The sequence below is a fragment of the Streptomyces sp. NPDC012466 genome, assembly GCF_042955215.1.
Classification (GTDB): domain Bacteria; phylum Actinomycetota; class Actinomycetes; order Streptomycetales; family Streptomycetaceae; genus Streptomyces.
On sequence record NZ_JBIBEQ010000006.1, the window covers coordinates 324,761 to 349,402 of the forward strand.

22 protein-coding genes are annotated in these 24,642 nt (G+C 72.6%); 8 read left to right on the forward strand and 14 right to left on the reverse strand.

Features of this window, described 5'->3' with window-relative positions; translation table 11 throughout:
• Positions 1-69: 69 nt before the first annotated feature.
• The 4 genes from ACFY9E_RS23545 to ACFY9E_RS23560 all read right to left on the reverse strand — a co-directional run bounded on the left by ACFY9E_RS23545 (position 70) and on the right by ACFY9E_RS23560 (position 4,240).
• A complete protein-coding gene (locus ACFY9E_RS23545; protein ID WP_390987620.1) occupies positions 70-549 on the reverse strand; it encodes an ATP-binding protein in 480 nt (159 codons plus the stop codon).
• Between the two features lie 443 nt (positions 550-992).
• Positions 993-1,892: an acyl-CoA dehydrogenase family protein gene (locus ACFY9E_RS23550; protein WP_390987256.1), complete on the reverse strand. Its 900-nt coding sequence runs from the start codon at positions 1,890-1,892 to the stop codon at positions 993-995.
• A gap of 6 nt (positions 1,893-1,898) precedes the next feature.
• Complete coding sequence (locus ACFY9E_RS23555; protein ID WP_390987258.1) at positions 1,899-3,032, reverse strand: acyl-CoA dehydrogenase family protein; 1,134 nt, start codon at positions 3,030-3,032, stop codon at positions 1,899-1,901.
• The gene (locus tag ACFY9E_RS23560) at positions 3,032-4,240 is read right to left on the reverse strand and encodes an amidohydrolase family protein (RefSeq protein ID WP_390987259.1); all 1,209 of its coding nucleotides are present in this window, start codon (positions 4,238-4,240) and stop codon (positions 3,032-3,034) included. The genes ACFY9E_RS23555 and ACFY9E_RS23560 overlap by 1 nt, the downstream gene beginning before the upstream one ends.
• Before the next feature lie 89 nt (positions 4,241-4,329).
• Here ACFY9E_RS23560 and ACFY9E_RS23565 point away from each other — a divergent pair, with 89 nt between their 5' ends.
• Positions 4,330-5,832, forward strand: coding sequence for an AMP-binding protein (locus ACFY9E_RS23565; RefSeq protein WP_390987260.1), 1,503 nt, complete (start codon positions 4,330-4,332; stop codon positions 5,830-5,832).
• Positions 5,833-5,861: 29 nt separating this feature from the next.
• Here the strand turns inward: ACFY9E_RS23565 and ACFY9E_RS23570 are convergent, their stop codons facing one another.
• Both ACFY9E_RS23570 and ACFY9E_RS23575 read right to left on the reverse strand, forming a co-directional pair.
• Positions 5,862-6,374 (reverse strand): EF-hand domain-containing protein, encoded by a 513-nt coding sequence (locus ACFY9E_RS23570; protein ID WP_390987261.1) that lies wholly within the window; start codon positions 6,372-6,374, stop codon positions 5,862-5,864.
• Positions 6,375-6,542: 168 nt separating this feature from the next.
• Positions 6,543-6,923: an anti-sigma factor antagonist gene (locus ACFY9E_RS23575; RefSeq protein ID WP_390987262.1), complete on the reverse strand. Its 381-nt coding sequence runs from the start codon at positions 6,921-6,923 to the stop codon at positions 6,543-6,545.
• Between the two features lie 363 nt (positions 6,924-7,286).
• Here ACFY9E_RS23575 and ACFY9E_RS23580 point away from each other — a divergent pair, with 363 nt between their 5' ends.
• Together ACFY9E_RS23580 and ACFY9E_RS23585 are read left to right on the forward strand one after the other, a co-directional pair.
• A complete protein-coding gene (locus ACFY9E_RS23580) occupies positions 7,287-7,868 on the forward strand; it encodes a sigma-70 family RNA polymerase sigma factor (RefSeq protein ID WP_390987263.1) in 582 nt (193 codons plus the stop codon).
• Positions 7,865-9,316, forward strand: a complete 1,452-nt coding sequence (locus tag ACFY9E_RS23585; protein ID WP_390987265.1) for a maleylpyruvate isomerase N-terminal domain-containing protein — start codon at positions 7,865-7,867, stop codon at positions 9,314-9,316. The genes ACFY9E_RS23580 and ACFY9E_RS23585 overlap by 4 nt, the downstream gene beginning before the upstream one ends.
• 96 nt (positions 9,317-9,412) lie before the next feature.
• On the opposite strand, the gene purU is transcribed toward ACFY9E_RS23585, so the two are convergent.
• Both purU and ACFY9E_RS23595 read right to left on the reverse strand, forming a co-directional pair.
• Positions 9,413-10,294: a formyltetrahydrofolate deformylase gene (gene purU, locus ACFY9E_RS23590; protein WP_390987266.1), complete on the reverse strand. Its 882-nt coding sequence runs from the start codon at positions 10,292-10,294 to the stop codon at positions 9,413-9,415.
• 70 nt (positions 10,295-10,364) lie between these two features.
• Positions 10,365-10,865: a hypothetical protein gene (locus tag ACFY9E_RS23595; protein WP_390987267.1), complete on the reverse strand. Its 501-nt coding sequence runs from the start codon at positions 10,863-10,865 to the stop codon at positions 10,365-10,367.
• A gap of 117 nt (positions 10,866-10,982) precedes the next feature.
• On the opposite strand from ACFY9E_RS23595, the gene ACFY9E_RS23600 reads away from it, so the two are divergent.
• The gene (locus ACFY9E_RS23600) at positions 10,983-12,293 is read left to right on the forward strand and encodes an ABC transporter substrate-binding protein (RefSeq protein ID WP_390987268.1); all 1,311 of its coding nucleotides are present in this window, start codon (positions 10,983-10,985) and stop codon (positions 12,291-12,293) included.
• A 43-nt stretch (positions 12,294-12,336) separates the two neighbouring features.
• Here the strand turns inward: ACFY9E_RS23600 and ACFY9E_RS23605 are convergent, their stop codons facing one another.
• Both ACFY9E_RS23605 and ACFY9E_RS23610 read right to left on the reverse strand, forming a co-directional pair.
• Positions 12,337-14,127, reverse strand: a complete 1,791-nt coding sequence (locus tag ACFY9E_RS23605; RefSeq protein ID WP_390987269.1) for a hypothetical protein — start codon at positions 14,125-14,127, stop codon at positions 12,337-12,339.
• 201 nt (positions 14,128-14,328) lie between these two features.
• Entirely contained in the window at positions 14,329-15,714 is a 1,386-nt protein-coding gene (locus ACFY9E_RS23610) for a transcriptional regulator (RefSeq protein ID WP_390987271.1), read from the reverse strand.
• 307 nt (positions 15,715-16,021) lie between these two features.
• Between ACFY9E_RS23610 and ACFY9E_RS23615 the strand changes: the two genes are divergently transcribed.
• The 3 genes from ACFY9E_RS23615 (at position 16,022) to ACFY9E_RS23625 (ending at position 19,176) form a co-directional block, all read left to right on the forward strand.
• Positions 16,022-16,684, forward strand: a complete 663-nt coding sequence (locus ACFY9E_RS23615; protein WP_283972018.1) for a bifunctional DNA primase/polymerase — start codon at positions 16,022-16,024, stop codon at positions 16,682-16,684.
• Positions 16,685-16,795: 111 nt separating this feature from the next.
• Complete coding sequence (locus ACFY9E_RS23620; protein ID WP_352118090.1) at positions 16,796-17,587, forward strand: ABC transporter ATP-binding protein; 792 nt, start codon at positions 16,796-16,798, stop codon at positions 17,585-17,587.
• On the forward strand, positions 17,584-19,176 hold the full coding sequence (locus ACFY9E_RS23625) for a transporter (RefSeq protein ID WP_390987273.1): 1,593 nt from the start codon (positions 17,584-17,586) through the stop codon (positions 19,174-19,176). The genes ACFY9E_RS23620 and ACFY9E_RS23625 overlap by 4 nt, the downstream gene beginning before the upstream one ends.
• A gap of 21 nt (positions 19,177-19,197) precedes the next feature.
• On the opposite strand, the gene ACFY9E_RS23630 is transcribed toward ACFY9E_RS23625, so the two are convergent.
• Positions 19,198-20,097, reverse strand: a complete 900-nt coding sequence (locus ACFY9E_RS23630; protein ID WP_390987275.1) for an alpha/beta fold hydrolase — start codon at positions 20,095-20,097, stop codon at positions 19,198-19,200.
• Positions 20,098-20,690: 593 nt separating this feature from the next.
• The gene (locus ACFY9E_RS23635) at positions 20,691-21,383 is read right to left on the reverse strand and encodes a metal-dependent transcriptional regulator (RefSeq protein WP_283971932.1); all 693 of its coding nucleotides are present in this window, start codon (positions 21,381-21,383) and stop codon (positions 20,691-20,693) included.
• Between the two features lie 270 nt (positions 21,384-21,653).
• Between ACFY9E_RS23635 and ACFY9E_RS23640 the strand changes: the two genes are divergently transcribed.
• Positions 21,654-22,409 carry a sugar isomerase domain-containing protein gene (locus ACFY9E_RS23640; RefSeq protein WP_390987277.1) on the forward strand — a complete coding sequence of 252 codons (756 nt, stop codon included), beginning with the start codon at positions 21,654-21,656 and terminating at the stop codon, positions 22,407-22,409.
• A gap of 23 nt (positions 22,410-22,432) precedes the next feature.
• Here the strand turns inward: ACFY9E_RS23640 and ACFY9E_RS23645 are convergent, their stop codons facing one another.
• Positions 22,433-23,887, reverse strand: coding sequence for a PAS domain-containing protein (locus ACFY9E_RS23645; protein WP_390987278.1), 1,455 nt, complete (start codon positions 23,885-23,887; stop codon positions 22,433-22,435).
• A 131-nt stretch (positions 23,888-24,018) separates the two neighbouring features.
• Positions 24,019-24,432, reverse strand: coding sequence for a Rid family hydrolase (locus tag ACFY9E_RS23650; protein WP_390987280.1), 414 nt, complete (start codon positions 24,430-24,432; stop codon positions 24,019-24,021).
• Positions 24,433-24,642 lie beyond the last annotated feature (210 nt).

The following is a 24,642-nucleotide window of genomic DNA, read 5'->3' on the forward strand; positions in this document are numbered from 1 at the left end:
CACAACCCCACGGCATGTGCCGCCGCACACCACGCACCCGGCGGGCACGGACAGCGGCCGGCGGAGGCCCTAGACCGCCTCGTACGCCAGCCCCTCGAATGACGCCCCGCCGCCGTACGCCACCGCGCCGGCTCCGCACGACGCCGACAGGTCACGGGACTTCGCGCACCGGTCCAGTTCGCACCAGATGCGCTTGCCGGTGGCCTCGACACTCCAGCCCCAGCGGTCGGCGAGGCCGTCGACGAGAGCCAGGCCCCGGCCGCCGGTCGCGTCGTCACCGGCGCACCGGGGCACGGGGGCCCGGCCGCTGCGGTCCGCCACCTCCAGGCGGACCGTGGTCTCCTCCGTCACCACGGGCGGCAGGGACAGCCGCAGGACGGCGGCTCGGCCGGTGTGCACCACGGCGTTGGTGACGAGCTCGGAGACGAGCAGGATCAGCGTCTCGGCGAGGGGTTCGTCGGCCTGTATGCCGGACCCGGCCAGGCGGGAGCGGGCCCACCGCCGGGCTCGCCCCACTTCTGCGGGGTCGGGCCGGATCTCCAGCTGCACTTGAAGCACCTGCACCGCTCACACCATCCGAACCGGCGGACACTTAGGCTCGCGCCTCACGAAGGCCACGATCGTAGCCATTTTCTGCATGGCCAGAACAACGGCCGGGACAAGGATCACAGAACGTGAATCCCTTGTGGGACAGCATGGTTGACGTACAGTCACGCCAACAAGCGCTTCGGGCATATTCCAGCGCGAAGGAGTACCCGTGCGGCATACTGTGCGACGCTCGCCGCGGGCAGTCGAACAGGCCGCGCCACTGGGTCGCACTGCGCTCGGAGCCACTCGCATCTGACACAAGGTACCGGAGCGGGCAATCGACTCCAGGCCGTCACGAGTCACGCTGAGGACACAAGCCGATATCAACGCTCCGTGATTCCGGTATGCCACGATCCATGACATCTCCGGGAGCGCACACGGTGATGTCGCAGCCAGAGGGCCCGTCAGGCCGATCCGGGAGCCAGAGCGGCCGCGAGCAACTCCTCACTCTCCGTGACGCCGCCCGCACGCTGGGTTCGAACCCATGCGCGTTTCAGATGCAGATGGACCTCGGACTCCCAGGTGAAGCCCATGCCGCCGTGCACCTGGAGACAGTCCCGGGCGCCGCGCACGGCGGCCTCGTCGGCGAGGAGCCGGGCCGCGGCGATGTCGGCCGGGTCGGCGGTGACGGCGGCCGCGTACACCGCGGCGCGGGCCGTCTCCGCCCGGACCAAGATCGCCGCGCACAGGTGCGCCACCGCCTGGAAGGCCCCGATCGGACGGCCGAACTGTTCGCGGGCCCGGGCGTGTTGCGCCGCCAGTTCGCAGACGCGGCCGGCCGTGCCGAGTTGCTCGGCGGCGGTGAGCAGAACCGCGACGGGGTCGGGGACGAACCGCCGCGCGGGCAGGCGGTGCAGGGGGGTGAGCGGGTCGAGCGAGCGCAGCGGCACGGCCCCGGTGGTGTCGCCGCGGACGACGTCCGCCTGCGCCAGCCACTCCACCAGCCCGCCGTCCACGGCCGCCACCACCGTCTCCCCGGTGGCCGCGCCCGGTACGGCACCGGCCGCGAGGTGGGTGGCGACGAGCGGCCCGGGCAGCAGCGCCCGCCCCGCCTCCTCGAACACCAACACCGCCTCCGGCAGACCGAGTCCGACCCCACCGTCCGCCTCCGGCACCCGCAGCGCGAAGAACCCGAGGTCACCAAGGGTCCGCCACACCACCCGGTCGAGGCGCGGCGTCCCGGCGGCCCCGTCACCGGCACCCTCCACCGCGGCCCGCAGCGCCTCCCCGTCGAAGCGCCGTGCGAGCACCCCGCGCACCCCGTCCCGCAGAGCACGCTGGTCGTCCGTGAGACGGAACCGCACGGCGTCTCACCGTCCCTTCGGCAGGCCGAGGATGCGCTCGGCGATGATGCTGTGCTGGACCTGCGAGGTGCCGGCCGCGATGGTGTACGACAGGGCGGACAGCCGGTCGGGGGTCCACGGCCGGTCCAGGTCGAGGCAGTCGGGGCCCAGCACCTCGGCGGCGGCGTCGTACAGCTCCTGGCGGGCGTGCGAGTAGCGGAGCTTGAAGACCGAGCCGCCTGCGCCCGGCACCCCGTCCGACGCCTGAGCCGCGCTCACGTTCCACTGTGTGAGCCGCCACAGCGCCCGGAACTCGGCGTTGAGCCTGCCCAGCCGGCGCCTGAGGACCGGGTCGTCCCAGCGGCCGTTCGTACGGGCCTCGACGGCCAGTTCGCCCAGCACCCGCCGGCAGGCGACGACCTCGCCGGCGAAGGCCGTGCCCCGCTCGAAGGAGAGCGTCACCATGGTCACGCGCCAGCCGTCGTTCTCGTCGCCGACCCGGTTCGCGACCGGCACCCGCACCTCGTCGAGGAACACCTCGGCGAACTCCGCCGACCCGGCGAGCGTGCGCAGCGGCCGTACGGTGATGCCGGGCGCGTCCATGGGCAGGGCGAGCCAGGTGATGCCCCGGTGCCTGGGCGCCTCGGGGTCGGTGCGGACCAACAGTTCGCACCAGTCGGCCACTTCCGCGTGGGAGGTCCAGATCTTGGAGCCGGTCACCACGTAGGCGTCGCCGTCGCGCCGCGCTCGGGTGCGCAGGGCCGCGAGGTCGGAGCCCGCCTCCGGTTCGCTGAAGCCCTGGCACCAGACCTCCTCGCCGCGCAGGATCGGTGGCAGCCAGCGCTCCCGCTGCTGCGGCGTGCCCTCCGCGGCGATGGTCGGGCCGGCGTGCAGGAGACCCACGAAGTTGGCGCCCACATAGGGCGCGCCGGCCTTCTCGGTCTCCTCCAGGAAGATCAGCCGCAGGGTCGGGGAGGCGCCCCAGTGGACGTCGGCGTAACCGGCGTCGTGGAGCGTGCGCTGCCAGCCGAGGTCGTACGCCCGCCGTCCCGGCCAGTCGCCGGGGGACGGTCTGGGCGGGAGCCCCGGGAGCGTCTTCGCGAGCCAGTCCCGCAGCCGGGTCCGGAAGTCCTCCTCCTCGGGCGTGTACGACAGGTCCATCAGCGGTCGAGGTCCAGGTCCAGGTCCAGGTCCAGCATCCGGATGGCGTTGCCCCGCATCAGCTTGTACACCGTCTCGTCGTCGAGGCCCTTCACATGGTCGAGGGCGACCTCCTTGGTGTGCGGGAAGGTCGAGTCGACGTGCGGGTAGTCGGTCTCGAAGGTGGCGTTGTCCCGGCCGACGACGTCGATCGAGGCGACCCCGTGCTTGTCGCGGAAGAAGCAGCAGAACATCTGCCGGTAGTAGTACGTGGACGGCGGCTCGGGGACGGTGTCGCGCACGCCGCCCCAGGCGCGGTGCTCCTCCCAGACGTCGTCGGCGCGTTCCAGGGCGTAGGGGATCCAGCCCATCTGGCCCTCGGAGTAGGCGAGTTTGAGGCGTGGGAACCGCACCAGGACCCCGCTGAAGAGGAAGTCCATCATCGAGGCCATCGCGTTGTTGAAGCTGAGCGAGGCCTGGACGGCGGGCGGGGCGTCCGGGGAGGCGGCCGGCATCTGCGAGGACGATCCGATGTGCATGTTGACGACCGTCCCGGTCTCCTCGCAGACGGCGAAGAACGGGTCCCAGTAGCCGGAGTGGATGGACGGGAGCCCGAGGTGGGTGGGGATCTCGGAGAAGGTCACCGCCCTCACCCCGCGCGCGGCGTTGCGGCGGATCTCCGCGACCGCCAGGCCGACGTCCCACAGCGGGATCAGGCACAGCGGGATGAGCCGCCCGCCGCTGTCGCCGCACCACTCCTCGACCATCCAGTCGTTGTAGGCGCGCACGCAGGCGAGGGCGACCTCCTTGTCGTGCGCCTCGGCGAAGGTCTGCCCGCAGAACCGGGGGAAGCTGGGGAAGCAGAGGCTCGCCTCGACGTGGTTGAGGTCCATGTCCTTCAGGCGTTCCTTCGGGTCCCAGCAGCCGGGCCGCATCTCCGCGCGGGTGATGCCCTCCAGGGTCATCTCGTCCCGGTCGAAGCCGACGGCGGCGATGTTGCGCTTGTACGGGAACTTCAGGTCCTCGTAGACCCACCAGTCGGTGGGCGGGCCGTCCGGGTCCATGGTGATGCGGTACTTGCCGCCGATGTAGGCGAGTTCACCGATCCCGGCGGTCAGCGCCCTGGGCCCGCGCTCGCGGTATCTGGCCGGCAGCCAGGTGTCGAAGAGGTGGGCGGGTTCGATCACGTGGTCGTCGACGCTGATGATGCGGGGCAGTTCGGTCGCCATGGGTCCCCTCCGCCGGACGGTACGTATCTGATGCAGCGTCAGTTAGCATCCCACCTGACGGTCCGTCAGCCAAGGAGCAGGGGGCACCCGTGAACGAGACCCCGCACGCCCTGAGTTCGTCCGGCACCCTGTGGGAGCTGGTCACCCGCCGCGCCGCCCTCACCCCCGGCCGGCCGCTCTTCCTCCAGGACGGCCGCACGCTCACCTTCGAGGCCCTGCGTGCGCGTGCCGAGCGGGTCGCGGCCGGGCTGTACGGCATGGGTGTGCGCCCCGGCACGGTGGTCGCCTGGCAGCTGCCCACCCGCATCGAGACGGCCGTGCTGTCCTTCGCCCTGGCCCGTCTCGGTGCCGTGCAGACCCCGGTGATCCCCTTCTACCGGGACCGGGAGGTCGGCTTCGCGCTGCGCGCGTGCGAGGCGGAGTTCTTCGCGGTGCCGGGCCTCTGGCGCGGCTTCGACCACGGGGAGATGGCCCGCCGGCTGGGCGCGAAGGGCGTCTTCGAGGCCTACGACGACCTGCCCGACGGCGATCCGTCCGTCCTGCCTCCCCCGCCCTCCGACGGCACCGCCGTCCGCTGGATCTACTGGACGTCCGGCACGACCTGTGCCCCCAAGGGCGTGCTGCACACGGACCGTTCGCTGCTCGCGGGCGGCTCCTGCCTGGCCCACGCGCTGCGGCCCACGGCGGACGACGTGGGTTCGATCGCCTTCCCGTACGCCCACATCGGCGGGCCCGACTACACGGTGATGCTGTTGCTGTACGGCTTCCCGGCGGTGCTGTTCGAGCAGTTCGCGCTGCCGGAGGCGCTGGCTGCGTACCGCGCGCACGGGGTGACGATGGCGGGCGGGTCGACGGCGTTCTACTCGATGTTCCTGGCCGAGCAGCGCAAGCAGCCGGGGACGCCCGTGGTGCCCACCCTTCGGCTGCTGGCGGGCGGCGGGGCGCCCAAGCCGCCGGAGCTGTACCACGCCGTGGTGCGGGAGATGGGCGTGCAGCTCACCCACGGGTACGGCATGACCGAGGTGCCGATGATCACCATGGGGGCGCCGGACGACGGCCCCGGGTTGCTGGCGGGGACCGAGGGACGGCCGCCGGAGGGGATGGAGATCCGGATCGTGGACGGGGAGGTGCGGCTGCGCGGGGACGCCGTGTGCCGCGGGTATCTGGACCCGGAGCAGACGGCGGAGGCCTTCGACGAGGACGGGTTCCTGCGCACCGGCGACCTCGGGCACCTCACGGAGACCGGGCACCTGGTGCTCACCGGCCGCCTGAAGGACGTGATCATCCGCAAGGGCGAGAACATCTCGGCCCAGGAGATCGAGGACCTGCTGCACCGGCATCCGGCGATCGGCGACGCGGCCGTGATCGGCCTGCCCGACGCCGAACGCGGGGAACTGGTGTGCGCGGTGGTGGAACAGCCGCCGGGAGCCGCTCCCTTGACGCTCGCGGGCCTCACCGCGTTCCTGCGCACCGAGGGACTGGCGGTGCACAAGCTGCCCGAGCGGCTCGAGGTGGTGGACGCCCTTCCGCGGGGCGAGACCCTGCGGAAGGTGCTCAAGTACAAGCTCCGCGAGCGCTATGCGGGCACGTGAGGCCGCGCGGGCACACGCCCCCGGTCAGGCTATTCGGGCACGGTGAAGTAGCGGGCGAAGGCCGGGACGACCTCGGCCTCGCCGACCTTGCCGTCACCGTCCCCGTCGAGCGCGGCGGCGGCCGGCCGGGCGGCGTCCTCGGGGACGCCGAGACACTTCAGGACGCGTGCGGCCTCCTCGACCGTCGCGGCACCGTCACCGTCGGTGTCGGCGACGTCCAGGGCCGCGTGCAGGAAGGGGCGGGCGATCTCGGCGAACCGGTCGGGGTTGTCGCGCAGGCGCTTGACCGCGCCGTTGACGAACTCCTCGCGCGTGATGCGCTGGTCGCCGTCACGGTCGGCCATCCCGGCCATGCCCTGCCAGAAGGCCTCGGCACCGCCGTACAGGGCCTGCCCCTTGTCGGACCGGGCCGCCACGGCGAACTCCGTGAGCAGCGCCTTGACCGCTCCGTAGAAGTCCTCGCGGTCGATGTAGCCGTTGCCGTCCTGGTCGAAGGTGGCGAACCGGGCGGCGATCTTGCGCTCGTACTCGCTGCTGACCATGTCTCTTTCGGGCCGCCTTACGTCGGATGGGGTGTGTCTCGGTCGGAGCGTACGACGGAGGGAGCCGTTCGGGCGTGGGAAAACGTCACTTCCGCCAAGACCGGGGGAATTCCGGGACATCGGCGTGTCGAAACGGCGACACTCGGCCTACCGCGCGTCATCGTCCCGTCACGCGGACAGGGGTTCGCCCTCGTCGCCGAGGGCCGCGTCCACATCGCCGTACACGTCGAACAGCCTGCGGACGCCCAGCGCTCCGAGGACGCGGTTCACGTGCGATCCGTCGGCCGCCCCCCGGGCGGGCAGCACCAGGCGCAGCCGGCCCTGGCAGGAGCGGATGAGGCGGCGGGCCGCGATGAGCACGCCGACGCCGCTGGAGTCGCAGAAGAACACCTCGGACAGATCCAGGACGAGGCAGTGGTGCCCCTCGGCCACCACGTCGTGCACCCGCTGACGCAGCACCGGCGAGGTCACCAGATCCAGCTCGCCCGACACGTGGAGCACAGCCCATTCGCCCTGCTCGCCACCGGTCACATTGAAGGTCACCACCACGCCCCTCGATCGCCAAAACGGAAGCAGTCCCTACGCTTCCTTGCAGCGCGGCTGCCCAGCGGCCGTTCCCTGAAACGCGACCCGAAAAACGGATCCCCCGCGGAAGAGGCTTGTTTTAGTCGACTTCGATCCTGTTCGATCCTCTTCAGTCAGGTCTGATCGGAGGGTTCGGGGGTAGGCGCGAGCCCAAAGGCAGCCGGTGCGAGCGCCGGTGGCCCTCTACCACCTACGGCCGGTCAGGGGGCGCACATTGCCACAAAGGGGCGTGCGCCACCGGACGTGCCGACTACATTCGAGGAGACGCCGGGCACAGGCTGGACAGGACACGCGCGGGGGAACACGAGCAGGGGGTGAGGGGGCCGCATGGCGAAAAAGGACGTACCGCCTCGCTGGGACCGCAAGATGCAGCAGCGGCTCGCCCGCGGGGAAGCGGCCGCCCTCGGGGAGCTCTACGACCGGTTCGCCTCCCTCGTGCACGGCCTCGCCCACCGCGTGCTCGGCGACGAGCGCGCCGCCGACGGCATCACCCGCGAGGTCTTCATCCACGTCTGGGAGCATCCCGACTCCTACGACCCCAGGCAGGGCCCGCTGCGCACCTGGGTCGCCACACTGACCCACCGGCTGGCGGTGCAGCGGCTGCGCGCCACGGAAACCGCCGCCCTCGCCGGCGAAGGCTCCGGCACCACGGAGGAACTGGAGCACCGGGTGCGCCGCGCCTCGGTCGCCGCCCGCGCCGACTACATCGTCCAGTCCATGCCGGTCCCGCTGCGCTCGGCCCTGGAACGGGCCTACTTCCAGCGCCGCGACTACCGCCAGACCGCCACCGACCTCGGCATCACCGAGGACGAGGCCCGCCGCCGCCTGCGCCTGGGCCTGCAACTGCTCTCCACCGCCCACGACGCCGAGGCACCGGGCGCGCCGCCCGGACACGGGGGTGCGGTGTGAACGGGCCGGACCGGTACGAGGCGTACGACGGCGACGAGGGCGAGGACGGCCGCGAGGAGAAGGACAACAGGCGGGACGAGAGCGGTATTCGCGATGAAAGCGGCGAAGGCGGTCAGGGTCTCGGCGGCCCCTCCCGAGCGACCGGCTCGACCGGCTCCGGCGGATCCGACGGCGTGCCCGGCGGACCGGAAGGACCGGACACACCCGGGCGCGGTGACGCCCCGGGCCCCGGACACCCGCCGCGCATACCCATGCCCCGGGTCTCCGTCGAGGACAGCGGACTGCCGCTGCCCGAGCCGGCGGACCTCGGCGACCTCGCACCGCCGCCCGCCCCGCCCGTCTTCGAGCACGCCGTGCTGAAGGCCCTGCTCGGCGCCTGGGCACTGGCCGCGTGCTCGGCCGAGGAGGCCACGGCCGTCGAGGAGCACCTCGGCGACTGCGGCTTCTGCGCCGACGAGGCCCGGCGGCTGCGCGAGGCGGTCGGGCTGCTGCAACGCCCCGAGAGCCTCGACCTGGACCCGGGCCTGCGCACCCGTGTCCTGCAGACCTGCCTGGAGCGGCGCCCGCCGCGCATCCCGGTACCGGACTGGGCGGCCGCCTACGACGCCGAGACCGCGCGCCTGGACGCGCTGCTCCAGGACTTCGGCGATGCCGAGTGGCACGCGCCGGTACGGCTGCGCTGGTTCCGCTCCGACGAGTCGACGAGCCGCCGCACCACCGTCGCCGGGGTCATCGCGCATCTGCTCAGCGTCGACGGCCTGGTGGCGGTCGCGCTCGGCCTGGACGACCCGCTGGGCGACGTCCCCTCCCGGCACCCGACGCCGGCGGCCCGCACCGAGGCGTTCTGGCGCGCCTCGCACTTCCCGCCCACCCGCTTCCTGCGCGCGCCCTGGCGGGAGCAGAGCCACAACCTCGTCCGCACGGTGTCCTTCACGGGCGGCGGTGACGGGAGGATGGCGGTGTCGTACGGCGACTTCGAGCTGCCCCTGCACGACGCGATGCTCGACCGCGCCTTCGAGTGCTGGGTGCACGCGGAGGACATCGCCGACGCGGTCGACTACCCCTACGACCCGCCCTCGCCGCGCCATCTGCACCGCATGATCGACCTGGCGGCCCGGATGCTGCCGACGGCCCTGGCCCACCGCCGCCGGGCCGGCCTGGCCTCCCCCGCCCCTCACCGTCATCTGGTCGCGGCGGGCGAACCGGGCCGCAGCCTCCGCCTGGAGATCGAGGGCTCGGGCGGCGGCGAGTGGCTGATCCCCCTCGACTCCCCCGCGGCGAAGGGCTCCGCCGAGCACGAAGTGGCCCATGTGGCCCTGGACGGCGTCGAGTTCTGCCGCCTGGCGGCCGGTCACGTACCTCCGCGGGAGGCAGCGGCGGGCCAGGTGGGAGACAAGGAGGCGATCAGGGACGTCCTGTTCGCGGCGGCGTCACTGAGCCGGATGTAGAACCCGGCCCGGTGGCACGTCCTCAGGGGCGCGGGAAACCGCGCGACGAGCCACGAACCATCCGCACCCGCCGCACGGACGGGACCACCGGAACCGTCAGGCGAACACCACGGTCCGCCGCCCGTTGAGCAGAATCCTCCGCTCGGCGTGCCACTTCACACCCCGGGCCAGCGCCTGGCACTCCACGTCGCGCCCGATGGCGACGAGTCCTTCCGGTGTCACGTCGTGCCCGACCCGCTCGACCTCCTGCTCGATGATCGGCCCCTCGTCGAGGTCGGCCGTCACGTAGTGAGCCGTCGCGCCGATCAGCTTCACGCCCCGGGCGTGAGCCTGGTGATACGGCTTCGCGCCCTTGAAGCTCGGCAGGAAGGAGTGGTGGATGTTGATGATCCGCCCGGACAGCGCCTTGCACAGGTCGTCCGAGAGGACCTGCATGTAGCGGGCCAGCACGACCAGCTCGACGCCCTCGTCGCGCACGATCCCCAGCAGCTGCGCCTCGGCCTCGGCCTTCGTGTCCTTCGTCACCGGAATGTGGTGGAAGGGGATGTTGTACGAGCCCACCAGCTCGGCGAAGTCCGTGTGGTTCGACACCACTCCGGCGATCTCCACCGGCAGCGCCCCGGTCCGCGCCCGGAACAGCAGGTCGTTCAGGCAGTGCCCGAACTTGCTGACCATCAGCAGGATGCGCATCTTCTGGTCGGCCCGGTTGATCTGCCAGTCCATCTGGAACGAGTCGCCGATCGCGGCGAAGCTGGCCCGCAGCTTCTCCACGGTCACCGGCGCCTCCGCCGAGAAGTGGACCCGCATGAAGAACAGCCCCGTGTCGTGGTCACCGAACTGCTGGCTGTCCTCGATGTTGCACCCGGTCATGAACAGATAGCTCGACACGGCGTGCACGATGCCCTTCCGGTCAGGGCAGGACAGGGTGAGGACGTACTGGTCGGCCGGGACCTCGGCGCTGGTGGACTGCTCGTTCATGCAGGACAGGTTCCCACAAGGAACGACACCACCGGCAATCGTCCCGCAGGGCGGACCGCCGCGACGGCCGCTAGGCGGACCTGGTCATGATCCGCAGTACTTCCAGGCTGCGCGGCGGCGCGTCCGGCTCCTCGCCGTCGCTCGCCGCGAGCCGCACGTGCGCGTCCCGGGCCGCCCGGACCGCCTCCGGCCACGCCTCGTGTTCGAGATACGCGGCGACCGGCGCGTCCGGCCCGACCTGGTGCATGATCCGCAGCACCCGCAGCACCGCGCTGTCGACGAGGGCCGCCTCCTGGGAGTCGCGGAAGATCGTGCCGACGTACTTCTCGGCGGACCAGTGGTCCAGCCAGGTGTCCTCGACCAGCCGGTACACCGCGTCGGTCACGTCGCCGTAGCCGTCCACACCGGCCAGCCAGACGTCCCGCTGGAAGACGGGATCGGAGAGCATGTGCAGCGCCGAGCGCACGTTGCTGCGCCAGCGCCACCACGGCATGTCGTTGACAGGCATGCCGCCCATGGTGGATGAGCGACGGCCACGTCGGGAAGAGTTCTCCGAAGCTTGCACGGTCATCGATCGTACGTTCCCCTCCACATCGGTCACACCGGCCCCCGCAATTCACCGGTGCGTCACCCATTGTTGACCGGAGATCACTCATGGGTTAGCCGTGTGACGGAATCGTGCGGAACCATGACCGGCAGGCGACGCACCCGCAGCACATTCCTCCCCGGCCTCCTCACCCGTCACGCCAGGAACGGCATCCTCTCCGCGGGCACGGCGGTCGCGTGCGCGTCGCTCCTCGCCGGATGCGGTGTGGTCCCCGGCACCACGGGGGGTGCCGGGGGCGACACCATCACCGTCATGACCTGGGCCCCGCAGAACACCAAGGCCACCAACAAGCCCGGCATGCCCGCCTTCGCCCATGCCTACGCCCGCTGGATCAACACCAACGGCGGGATCAACGGCCGCAAGCTCAACGTGCTGACCTGCAACGACCACAACGACAGCGTGGCCGCCGCGAAGTGCGCCCGGCGGGCCGCCAAGGAGAACGTGGTCGCGGTCGTCGGATCCTACAGTCAGTACGCGGACTCCTTCTTCCCGTCGCTCGAGGGCGCCGGCATCCCCTACATCGGCGGCTACGGCATCACCAACGCCGAGTTCACCAGCCCCCTGTCCTACCCCGTCAACGGCGGCCAGCCCGCGCTGCTCGCCGGCCTCGGCGGCGCGCTCGCCGACTGCGGGCCCGTCGCGCTGATCCGTCCCGACACCATCGCGGGCGACCAGCTGCCCCCGCTGCTCGACTCCGGCCTGAAGGCGGGCGGGCACCGGGCCTCGAACGACCAGCGGGCGGCGGAGGACGCCACCGCGTACGACGACCAGGCCGAGCGGGCCCTGCGCACGACGACGACCGGAGGAACCGGCCAGGGATGCGTGGTGCCCGCGCTCGGGGACCGCAACGGCACCTTCATGGACTCCTTCCGGCGGGCCCGCGAGGACTACCCGGAGGTGCGGACGGCCACCGTGCTCGGCAGCGTCGACCAGACGGTGATCGACGCGACCGGCGGAGCCTCGGGGCCCTACGAGGGCTCGTACATCACCGGCTGGTACCCGGTGGCGAGCGATCCGCGCTGGGACGAGATGAAGCGGGTGATCCGGGAGGAGGCCTTCGGCGACAACCGCATCGACCCCGCGGACGCCGGCGTGCAGACCACGTGGATCGCCTACACGGTGTTCCGGCAGATCGCCGAGTCGCTCGGCGACGGCGAGGTGACCGCCGACACGGTCACGGAGGCCCTGGACGACGGCCTGAAGGTCGGCACGGGCGGGCTGACGCCGACGCTCCAGTGGCAGTTCCAGGACAAGCTCGCCGCCGTGGGCTTCCCGCGCCTGGTCAACGCGAACGTGACCGTACAGGTGGTGCGGGAGGGGCGGCTGGTGTCGGCGCGCACGGGCTTCGTCGACACCACGAAGACGCTGCAGGACGCGGACGTGAACTACTGAGCGTCCCCGCTCCGCGGTTCACGTCCCCACCGGGCCGTCTCCGTCACAGCTGGGTCGGCTGACGCTCGGTCAGGCCGTACTTCTTCGCGATCCCGTTCCACAGGCCGGCCGCCTTGGCCTTCTGGGCGCTGGCGACGCCGCTGGCCCGGTTCCCGGCCAGGGTCTGGTCGGTGGTGCGGGCCTGGCCCTTCTTGCAGCCCTTCCTGCCCGCGGTCTGGTCGGCCCAGGCCGCGTAGTGGTTGTCGGCCGAGGCGGAGGCCTGCCAGGCCTTGGTGAGGGCGGTGGTCAGCGCGGCGTGGTCGGGCAGCCGGTCGACCTCGATGCCGGAGAGCCGGGTGACCAGACCGCTGCGCTGCTTGGCCGCGTCACGCAGGTCCTTCGCGGCCTGGGCCAGGTTGTCGCAGCCCCTCACGTCGCCGACCGCGTTGATCACGGTGCTGCGGCTGTTGCCGCTGTCGGCGAGCAGCTTGTCCAGCTCGACGGCCTGGGCCCGGGCCGGGTCGGCCGACGGCGAGGCGGAGCCCTCCGTCGCGGGAGCGGAGGCGGCCACGGTCTTCTTGTCACCGCCGTCGTCGTCCCCACCGCCCGAGCCACCGGCGAGCAGCGCGCCCGCGCCGACGCCGAGGACGGCGATGCCGATGCCGACGGCCGCGATCACGGGGACGCGCGAACCGCTGCGGCCACCGCGTGAGCGGCCTCCGGCGGGCGGAGCGTGGGAAGGCTCGGGAGCGCCGTACGAGGGCTGGGGTCGGGGCTGCTCGATGCGGGGCATCTGCTGGGTGCCCCCGGCCGGGCTCGCGGGGCCCCGCTCACTGCGGAAGAGGTTGTCGAACTCGGCGGGCGGCTGCTTGTCCTCGCCCGGCACCGGCGCGATGTACTGCGTCGCCTCGGCGTCCGGATTCGAGGCGGGGGGCAGCGGCCCGGCTCCCGACCCGGCCCGGGGCCCGGTCCCGAGGAAGCGCGTCGCCTCCGGGTCCTCCCCGGACGGCGTCTCGGGCGGCAGCGCGCCCGGTCTCACGGGGGGTATGTACTGAGTCGCCCCCTCGTCGGCGGCCGGCGCGACCGGCGGCAGATACTGCGTGGCCGCGGCGGCGTCCCCCGCGACGGGCGGTATGTACTGGGTCGCGCCGTCGTCCGCGGGCGAGGGCAGGGGCGCGCCCCCACCGGTCCCGTACCCGGTTCCCGCCTGCGGCTGCGGCGCTCCCCCGGCAGGCTGCCCGTACCCGTCGGTGGCCGGCGGCAGGCCGCCCCCGTACGGGTCGGCGCCCTGCGGCAGACCGGTCCCCTGCGGATACCCGTAAGGGGAGGCTCCCTGCGGCTGCTGTCCCCCGCCGGCTCCGTGCGCAGAGCCGTACCCGGGCGCACCCGAGCCCTCCGGAGGCAGGGGGGCTCTTCCGCCGGAGGTGCCGTACGGGTCGTAGCCGGTGTGGCCGGCGGACGGCTGGGCCGGGCCGTACGGGTCGGGGTGCGCCGGGGTGCCGGCGTACGGGTTCGGGGGCCGGGTGCCCTCCGGGGGGAGCGCGCCCGGGGCCTGGGCGTCCCAGGCGGGCGGTTCCGGCGTGCCCCACTGCTGGGGCTGGGACTGCCAGGTCTGGTCGGGCGGGGGCGCGCTCTGCTGCTGGTCCGGGCCCCACGGCCCGCCCCAGTTCTGGCCCTCCGCGGGGGCCGAGGCCTGCGGCCCGCCCGCCGACGGCGGGGCGGGCCTGCGGCCGGGGGCGTCGTCCGGTCCGCCCGTCATGCCCGGCAGCAGGGGCTCGCCACCGTCGGAGGGCAGCACGATGCCTTCGCGCGCGGGGCGCGCCGAGGGCTCCTCGCCCTGTCCACTCTGCGTCACCGGGACTCCTACTAATGGGGGACCTTGTGAATCGTCGGGTCACGCTACCGGGTCCCCAGAGCCCCGTGCCACGCAGCACAGGGCACGACCTCCTGCCCTGTGAGCGCGGTAACACCACCGGATCACGGCCCGCCGTTCATGTCACCTCCTGCCCGCGAGGCGGCCGTTTCCCGCACGTTCACGCATCCGCAGACCTTGTGTTCACGCTGCGGCCTGGAGGTCGAGCCGCGCCCCGAACTCCCTGACCACCGCCTCGTCCCGGTACGGCTCCAGCCGCTGCTGGAAGTCCTCCAGGTACTCGGCGCCCCGGTTGGACCGCAGCCCCTCCAGCAGTTCCACGGCCTTCATGCCGGTGCTGCACGCCTCTTCGATCTCGCGCTGCTGCACCTGTGCCGTGGCCAACAGCACATAACCGATGGCCCGGCGGCGTGCCCGCGTCTCGGGATGCCCGGCCAGCGACTCCTGCGCGCACCGGGCCGCCGCCTCGGCCTGCCCGAGGTCCCGGTGGCAGTGGGCCAACTCGTCGGCGAGGTACGCCTCGTCGAAGTGCGCGATCCACACCGGGTCGTCCCCGGCGGCCGGGTCGGCCGCCTCCAGGGCGCTCACCGCGCGCCCGGCCGAGGACTGGGCGGCGCGCACGTCGCCCATGAGGGCGTGCCCGCGCGCCTCCGCCGCGTGGAACATCGACTCCGCACGCGGTGACACGCGCCCCCGCGCCCCCTCCTGCGCCGCCCGCGCCAACTGCGCGATCTCCCGCGGGTTTCCGAGCTGCGCGGCGAGATGGCTCATGGAGGCCGCGAGGACGTAACCGCCGTAGCCGCGGTCCCCGGCCGCCTGCGCGAGCCGCAGCGCCTGGATGTAGTAGCGCTGGGCCAGGCCGGGTTGCCCGGTGTCGACGGCCATGTACCCGGCGAGCTCCGTCAGCCGGGCCACCGCGGCGAACAGGTCCCGCCCGACCGCCTCCCGGTACGAGCCCGCCAGCAGCCCCGAGACGACGCTGTTGAGGTAGTGCACGACGACCGGCCGCACATGCCCGCTGCCGTACTGGTGGTCGAGATCCACCAGCGCCTGCGTCATGGCCCGCACCGCCTGGACGTCGGACTGCCCCACCCGTGGCCCCGCCGAGCGCGACACCTGCGCGTCGGGCGCGGAGATCAGCCAGTCGCGGCTGGGTTCGACCAGCGCGGACGCGGCGACGGAGGAGCCGGACAGGAAGTCGCGCCGCCCCACGTCACTGCGCCACAGCTCGCAGACCTGCTCGATGGCCCCCAGTACCGTCGGCGAGAACTGCAGGCCCACGCCCGAGGCGAGGTTCTTGCCGTTGGCCATGCCGATCTCGTCGATCGTGACCGTACGGCCGAGTTTGCGGCCCAAGGCCTCGGCGATGATCGCCGGGGCCCGGCCCCGTGGTTGCTGCCCGCGCAGCCAGCGCGCCACCGACGTCTTGTCGTAGCGCAGGTCGAGGCCGTGCTCGGCACCGCACATGTTGACCCGGCGGGCCAGGCCGGCGTTGGAGCATCCGGCTTCCTGGATGAGCGCCTGGAGCCGTTCGTTCGGCTGCCTGGCGACGAGCGGCCTTGCGGCCATGGCGTACCCCCTGTGGCTGCGGTGCCTGCCCACGCACCGAGTTGACGTGTCTTCCGCGGCCGAGCCCCCTCACGTCCCAGCGAAAGGATCCGGCCGTGAAGATCAATGCCCCGCCGACCAGGCGAAAATGCGAGGCATGTGAGGAATGCCGGGGTAACGGCTGCTGCCGGCCCCACTCGTGGTTACCCAGCTCCGACGACGGTTCCTCCTGCGCGCCCCCGCACATGCACCCATGCGCCCCGGATACCGGGGCGATGCTCCTCCCCGCGCACGCGGGTGGGCGTAACCCCTGGTGACGACCAGAGTTGTGTTCATCGTGGAAGAGACGATCGCCGGCACCGAAGCCGCTCAGATCCCGAAGCAGCGCGGGGAATCGCTGCTGGAGACCGCTGTTCGCTACGCCGAGGAGCGCCACTGGGACGTGTTCCCCGGCACCTGGCTGGAAGCCGTCGACGGGAGTCAGCGCTGCTCCTGCGGTGACGCGGCGTGCCCGGCGCCCGGGTCGCACCCGGCGCGTCCGGACTGGGCGACGCAGGCGACGGGCAGTGCGACGGTCGCGCGGCGGATGTGGCAGAAGCAGCCGACCGCGTCGATCCTGCTGCCGACGGGGCGGACGTTCGACGCGATCTCCGTGGCGGAGACGGCGGGGTTCCTCGCGCTGGCGCGGATGGAGCGGATGGAGCTGACGCTCGGGCCGGTGACCCTCACGCCGGATCGGCGGATGGAGTTCTTCGTGCTGCCGGGGGCGGCGGCGAAGGTGCCCGATCTGGTGCGGAAGCTGGGGTGGTCGGTGTCGTCGCTGGATCTGACCGTGCTGGGTGAGGGGGCGTACGTGGCCGCGCCGCCCACGCGGTTCGGATCGCGCGGCGCCGTGCAGTGGGCCTGCCGGCCGACGCCGGCCAATCGGTGGCTGCCGGACGCGGAGGAGTTGATCTCGCCGTTGGCCTACGCGTGCGGTCGGGATCGGTAGCGCCTGATCGTCCGCGTGGTTGCCGATTCAGGGCGGCTGCGGGCCGGTTGTGGTTGTTCGCGCAGTTCCCCGCGCCCCTGAGAGGCCTGCTGCCCCACCGTAGGGTGATGGGTGACGGAGGGAGACGCGGTGGGATCCAGCGCTGTGCGTGTGCGGGGGCTCTGGAAGCGGTTCGGGCAGCAGGTCGCTGTGGCCGGGATCGATCTGGAGCTGCCCGCGGGCAAGTTCATCGGGCTCGTCGGGCCGAACGGGGCCGGGAAGACCACCACCTTGTCGATGGTGACGGGGCTGCTCAGGCCCGACCACGGGACGGTCGAGGTGGTCGGGCACGACGTGTGGCGGGACCCCGTCGAGGTGAAGGCGCGGATCGGGGTGCTGCCGGAAGGGCTGCGGCTGTTCGAGCGGCTCTCCGGGCGCGAACTGCTGGCGTACAGCGGGCGGTTGCGCGGGCTGCCCGGCGCCGAGGTCGACAAGCGGGCCACCCAGCTCCTCGACGTCCTCGATCTCGCCGGCGCCCAGCACAAGCTGGTCGTCGACTACTCGACCGGCATGCGCAAGAAGATCGGGCTCGCCGCCGCTCTCCTCCACAATCCCGAAGTGCTGTTCCTCGACGAGCCGTTCGAGGGCGTCGACCCCGTCTCCGCCCAGACCATCCGGGGCGTCCTGGAGCGGTACACGGCCTCGGGCGCCACGGTCGTGTTCTCTTCCCACGTCATGGAGCTCGTCGAGTCGCTGTGCGACTGGGTCGCGGTGATGGCCGCCGGGCGGATCCGCGCCACCGGCACCCTCGCCGAGGTGCGCGGGGACGCGCCCTCGCTGCAGCGGGCGTTCCTTGAGCTCGTCGGCGCGCAGAGCCGGGACGCCGGGTCCGACCTGGACTGGCTGGGCGGTGGGTCGCGGTGAGCACGCCCGCGATCACCCCCGTCTTCGTCCGGCTGAAGCTGTCACTGCTGCGCAACGGACTGCGGCAGTCCGGCGGGCGCAAGGCCGCCTACATCACCTCGGCGGTCTGCGCGCTGCTGTTCGCCGCGCTCCAGCTGATCGGCCTGATCGCGCTGCGCGGCCACGCGCACGCCGAGTCGGTGACCGTGCTGGCGGTGGCGGTGCTGGGGCTCGGGTGGGCGGTGATGCCGCTGTTCTTCCCCAGCGGTGACGAGACCCTCGACCCGACCCGGCTGGTGATGCTTCCGCTGCGGCCCCGGCCGCTGGTACGGGCGCTGCTCACGGCCTCGCTGGTGGGCATCGGGCCGTTGTTCACGCTGTGCCTGCTGGTCGGTTCCGTGGTCGCGGTGGCGCGGGGCGGGGTGGCGTTCGCCGTCGGCGCCGTCGCCGTCGTCCTCGCGCTGCTGGTGTGCGTGGCCTTCGCACGGGCCGTCGCCGTCGCCAACGTACGGCTGCTGACCAGCCGCAAGGGGCGGGACCTCGCGGTGCTCAGCGGGCTCGTCATCGCCATCGGGGCACAGATCGTCAACTTCGGCGCGCAGCGGCTCGGGGCGTCGGGACTGGGCGAACTCGACCCGGCGGCCGAGGTGCTCCGGTGGGTGCCGCCCGCGTCGGCGATCGGGGCCGTGCACGCGGTGAGCGAGGGGTCCTACGGTCTCGCCGCGGCTCAAGTGGCACTGACCGCGGCTGCGCTGGTGGCGCTGCTCGCGTTCTGGTCACGGCACCTGACCCGGCTGATGACCTCGCCCGACGGATCCACCCTGCCGAGCGCCGAGTCGGCCGCCCGGGAGCGCTCCTCGACCGGGCTGGGCCGGCTGCTGCCCCCGGGCCGTACCGGCACGGTGATGGAGCGCAGCCTGCGGTACGTGTGGCGCGACCCGAAGACCAAGGCCGCCTGGGTGACGTCGCTGGCCATCGGGCTGATCGTGCCGGTGTTCAACGCCTGGCAGGGCACCGGGTCGGTGTACTTCGCTTGCTTCGCCGCCGGGATGCTCGGCATCCAGATGTACAACCAGTTCGGGCAGGACACCTCGGCGTTCTGGATGGTCGCGATGACGATCTCCTCGACGCGTGACGCCTACGTCGAGCTGCGCGCCCGGGCCTACGCCCTGCTGGTGATCACCCTGCCGTACGCCACGCTCGTGACGGTCCTGACGACGGCCATGCTCGGCGACTGGCGGCGGCTGCCCGAGGCGCTGGGTCTGTCCTTCGCGCTGCTCGGCGCGATGCTCGCGACCGGGGCGTGGACCTCCGCCCGCTTCCCGTACTCCATCCCGCAGGAGGGGTACAAGAACGTCGCCCCCGGGCAGACCGGGCTCGCCTGGATCTCCATCTTCGGCGGCATGATGGCGGCCGCCCTGCTGTGCGCGCCGGTCATCGCGCTCACGATCTGGCTGAACGTGAGCGCCGACGGCGACGACTGGAGGTGGCTGCCGCTGCCGGCCGGCACCGCGTACGGGGCGGCGCTCGCGGCGGCGGGGCTGAAGCTGGCCGCTCCGCGGACGGCCCGGCGGCTGCCGGAGATCCTGGCGGCGGTCAGCAAGGGGTGACGCGGCCCGCGGAGGCCGGTGTCAGTGGTCGCGCAGGGAGTCCAGGAACGGCTCGATGGCGGCGCGCCAGGCCTCCGGCTGGTCGTAGTGCACCAGGTGACCGGCGTCGGCGACCTCCGCGTACTGGCCGCGGGGCAGGACGCGGACCATCTCCTGGGCCTCGGCGCGGCCCAGTTCGCCGTCCAGGCCGCGCACGACCAGGGTGGGGCAGCGGACCTGGGCCAGCTCCTCCCAGTGCGCGTCGTACACCCACGTCTCGCGGGAGCGGAGCATCTGCTCCGGTTCGAAGACCGGGCGCCAGCCGTCCGGGGACTCGGCCATCACCTCGGCGTAGAACTCGCCACGGGCCGGGTTGGGCCGCTCCACCCAGGGGTCGTCCTCGCCGAACCACTTGCGGACGTCGGCGAGCGTGGCGAAGGGCAGCGGCCAGGACTCGAACCACTGGCCCCACTCGCGCTGGGAGGCACCGCCGAGCGCGGAGGCCCGCATGTCGCAGATGATCAGCCCGCGGACCAGGTCGGGGCGTTTGGCGGCGAGCTGCCAGGCGGTCAGCGCGCCCATGGCGTGGCCGATGAGGACGACCGGGGCGAGGCCGAGCTGCTCGAGAGCGGCCTCGACGTCGTCCACGTAGGCGTCTCGGGTGAAGGAGCCCTGCGGTGGTTTGTCACTGCGGCCGTGGCCGCGCTGGTCGAGGGCGATCGCGCGGTAACGCGCGGAGAGCCAGCGGGCGGTGGACGCCCAGTGCGAGGCGCGGCCCATGAGGCCGTGCAGTAACAGCACGCCGGGCGAGCCCTCCGGCGCGGTGTGCCCCTCGTGCGCCCCCTGCCCCTCCTGCGCCGGGTCGGTTTTGGGCGGGTCGCCGAACTCCCAGGCCGCCAGGCGTACGCCGCCCGTCCCGGTCACGTCGATGCGTCGCGCCATGTCCTGGCACCCCCCAAGCTTCGCGCGGACCGCGGCCCCCTCGGAGCCGGCCGGTCCTGTGAACCGTGTTCCGCCTGCTGTTCCTTCTGCCCTGCTTGCCGCCGTACCTGTCCGCACAAGCGTGCCGTGCGCCGCCCGCAGACTATCGAATGCGCATTCGAGAACGAGGTTCTCGCGGGCAACACCCCTCGTTCGAGTGACCACCCTCGGGGATTGATCGCCGCTGCCGAGGGGAGATCTTCAGCGGGGGGCGGGCCGCTCGGGGAAACCGGTCCGCGGGGAATGACCCTGAGAGCTCGGGGCTCCGGGTCAGCACAGGGGAGGACAGGCCCCGGCGCCACACGGCGCCGGGGCCCTCCATCGCTCCACGGCACATCCTCCAGCCCCCTCCCCGGCCGGGCGACATCGCTGTCGAGCCGCGGCCCAGAGCCCCTCAGGTCATATGCCTCACGCGACAGCGTCGCACGGGAAGCGCACGAGCGCTGCCATTCGGCGGACTGGATCCCCGATTCGGGCCGGATCACGCCAACGCCACAAGAACCCCGCACGCGACGGGAGTTGACGATGCCCCGGCTCGTCGGCGGCGCGGCGGCTCAGGGCTTGGCGACGAACACGTGGGAGGCGACGTCCGACTCCAGCTCGGCCGCCTCGCCACCACTGCCGACCAGGACACCGCCCGGCGACTCGGTCACACTCACCACCGAGCCGGGCTGCACGCCCGCCCGCCGCAGCGTGTACATCAGCTGCGCGTCCGTCTGGATCGGCTCGCCGATCCGGCGCACCACGACCGTCTTGCCCTCGGCGCCCGGGTCGAGGCTGGCCAGCGACACCATGCCCTCGTCCAGGAACGGGTCGGCGCCGTCCTTCTCGCCGAGCTCCTCCAGCCCCGGGATCGGGTTGCCGTACGGCGACTCCGTCGGGTGCCGCAGCAGCTCCAGGACGCGGCGCTCCACGGCCTCGCTCATCACATGCTCCCAGCGGCACGCCTCGGCGTGGACCTGCTCCCACTCCAGACCGATCACGTCGACGAGCAGGCACTCGGCGAGACGGTGCTTGCGCATCACACGCGTGGCCAGCCGGCGGCCCTCGTCGGTCAGCTCCAGGTGCCGGTCGCTGGCGACGGACACCAGTCCGTCGCGCTCCATCCGCGCCACGGTCTGGCTGACGGTGGGACCGCTCTGGTCCAGCCGCTCGGCGATACGGGCGCGCATGGGGACCACACCCTCTTCCTCCAGCTCGAGGATGGTGCGGAGATACATCTCCGTGGTGTCGATCAGTCCGGACATACGTGCCCCTCGAATGAGATCTGCCGGAGGCTGGACGGCTCACCGGCGTGTGCGCTGGCCCTGCAACCAATTCTGCCGGATACCACCGACAACCGTGCCTCCGGAGGGAAAGCCGGGGATTACGCGGCCGTGCGCAAGGGTACGGACTTCCCCTTCGGCGCCCGCCCGGCACTCGGCGCGCGGACCGCACGGCCGTATTGACACCGCACTGGTCCAGACCGCACCGTGATGCGCGACACAAGCGCCGAGGCCAGCCCGAAGGGATCCCGAATGAGCGACCGCGCGCCGGCCGGACAGTTCCTCGACGCCGCGATCGGCCTGCTGCGGCAGATCCGGGACGAGGAGTCCGACAGCATCGCCGCCGCCGGGACACTCCTCGCCGACACCGTCGCGAGCGGGGGCCGGCTCTTCGCCTTCGGCGCGGGGCACTCCTCCCTCGCCGCGCAGGACCTCGTCTACCGCGCCGGGGGCCTCGCGCTGATGAACCTGCTCGCCGTGCCGGGGGTCGTCGGCGTCGACGTCATGCCCGCGCCGCTCGGCTCCGCCCTGGAACGCGTCGACGGCCTCGCGAGCGCCGTCCTCGACAGCTCCCCGCTCCGCGAGGGCGACGCCCTGCTGATCATCTCCCTGTCGGGGCGCAACGCCCTGCCCGTCGAGATGGCCATGAACGCGCGCGCCCTGGGCATCAAGGTCATCGGCGTGACATCGGTGGCCTACGCCTCGCAGACGAAGTCCCGGCACGCCTCCGGGACGTATCTCAAGGACCACTGCGACCTCGTCCTCGACTCCAAGATCGCGGTGGGCGACGCCGAACTCACCCACGACGACATCCCGGCCCCCTTCGCCCCCGCCTCCACGGTCGTCACCTCGGCGCTCCTGCAGGCCGTCATGGCGACGGCGGCCACCACGCTCGCCGACCGCGGCATCGAGCCGCCGCTGCTGCGCTCGGGCAACGTCGACGGCGGCCACGACTGGAACGCCCGGGTGATGGAGCAGTACCGCGACCGGATCTTCTACCGGCACTGAGGAGACCCGGGTGCGGGCGCGCCTCACCGCTCCTGCGGCAGCCCGGCCAGATCCAGCGCCGTCGCGATCCGCACCGCCACGTCCTCCGCGTACATCGCGTCGGAGCGCTCGAAGGCGCTGCGGCCCGCGCCCCGCAGGAACGTCACGACGCCCAGCGTCCGGCCCCGGCTGCGCAGCACCGCGCACAGGGCGTGCACCGCGTCCGGGGGCCACTGACGGGCCAGGGCCCACTCGCGGGCCGCCTCGGGAGGGGCGGTGCCCGCGCTCGCCCGCAGGGCTCCCATGCGCTCCACGCACTGCAGGGCCGGGTGCCCCTCGGCGTACCGGACGGGCAGGCCCGCGCGGTCGGCCAGCTTGCTCGGGCCCGGCGCCCCCGAAGGTGTCGCGGCGACCCGGACCAGCCGCACGGGCCCCTCGGTCTCCGCGTCGGTGAGCGCGCCCCCCGCGACCCGGTCGATCAGCGCGTGGTCGGCGAAACCGGCCAGGGCGAAGTCCAGATGGACCGTCGCCGCCTCCGCCGGGTCCTCGCACTCGGCGGCGGCCCGCGACGCCCGGTGCAGCTGCTGCATGCGGAACCGCAGCAGGGACGCCTCCTGCTCGGCCTGCCTGGCCTCCGTCACGTCCTGGAACAGCCAGCCCACACCCAGCGGGACCGGCTCCTCCGCGAGGGGCGAGGCCAGCCGCAGGAAGCCGCTGCGCCAGCACCGCCGCTTCTCGCCCTCCGACGCGCGCACACTCACCCACACCTCGGCCGGCGCGGGCGGCGCACCCTCCGCCAGCACGTGCTGCAGCGCGCTCTCCAGCTCCTCCACACCCTGCGACAGCAACTCCCCGAGCGGCCGCCCCAGCACCGACGTGCGACCGGTGCCCAGCGCCCGGGCCGCGTGCGCGTTCACCACGGCCGGCCGCAGGTCCACGTCCACCAGCACGACACCCCAGCTGGCGTCCTCGAACAGCGCCTCGCTCAGCGCGATCGACCGCTCCAGATCGATCTGCGCGTGCACCTCGCTGAACGCGCAGTACACCCCCGCCGGCTTTCCGTCGGGCCCGCGCACCGCCGCCGACTGCGTCCGCACGAGCACCCGCCCGCCGTCCTTCGTCAGCAGGGCGAACTCGTGCACCTGCCGCCCCGGCGCGTGCATCACCGACAGCAGCCGGCCCTCGACCTCCTCGGCGTCCGCGCTGCGCACGGCCCACCCGGCCAGCCCGCGCCGCCCCACGGCCTCGTCGGCGCTCCAGCCGAGGATCCGCTCGGCCTCACGGTTCCAGTGCGTCACGACCCCGTCGGCGTCGAACGCGCACAGCGCCGCGTCCATCCCGTCCAGCAACGCGGCCAGCAGATCCTGACCATCCGAACCGTCCCGCTCGGGCTCCTCCGGCCCCAGCTCGTCGGTGGTCCCACTACGCCGGGAAGCACTCACCTGGACCCCCTGCAGGCTGCGTCCGTACGTCCGGCACGTCGGTTCGCTCCTTGCCATCATTCAACTGGAACGTGACCCAGCGCACACCGAGTTCCCAGAACATTGAAGGAATCGTTGTACGGCGGCAATCCCCACGTCAACGCCACGGGAACCGCCCGGGCGACCACACCGCCGGGCGGCCCACGCCCTCAGTCGATCAACGGCAGGGCCCCCTCGCCGCTCCCCCGCCGCGCGTACACCTCGATCTCGATCCTCATCCGGGGGTCCGCGAGCCCGCACACCAACATCGTCGCGGCCGGCCGCACCTCGCCGAAGCACGCGCGCAGCACCGGCCAGCACGGCTCGAAGTCCTCGCGCTCCGGCAGCAGGTACCGCACCCGCACGACGTCCGCGAACGAACACCCGGCCTTCTCCAGCGCGGCCCCGATGTTGCGCAGACACTGCTCCGCCTGCTCCACCACGTCCTCGGAGATCGTCATGTCCGCGTAGTCGAACCCGGTCGTCCCCGACACGTGCACCCAGTCCCCGTCCACGACGGCCCGGGCATACCCGATCCGCTCCTCGAACACCGAACCGCTGAGAATCGCCTGCCGCTGCGTCATGGAGTCAAGGTCTCAAAAAAACGGTTGATCCGAGGCCGATCGGTTTCCTAGGGTTCCAGGTACACGAGAAGGGAGGTGGTTCGGCAGATGTATGAGAACCGGACGCGTGAGGTGGCTGCGGGCTAGCGGCCCGACACCACACACAGTGCGGTGCCGGACCAGCGCGTGAGTGAAGCGCGCAGCCGGCCCAATCTCCAGCAGTCACCCGAC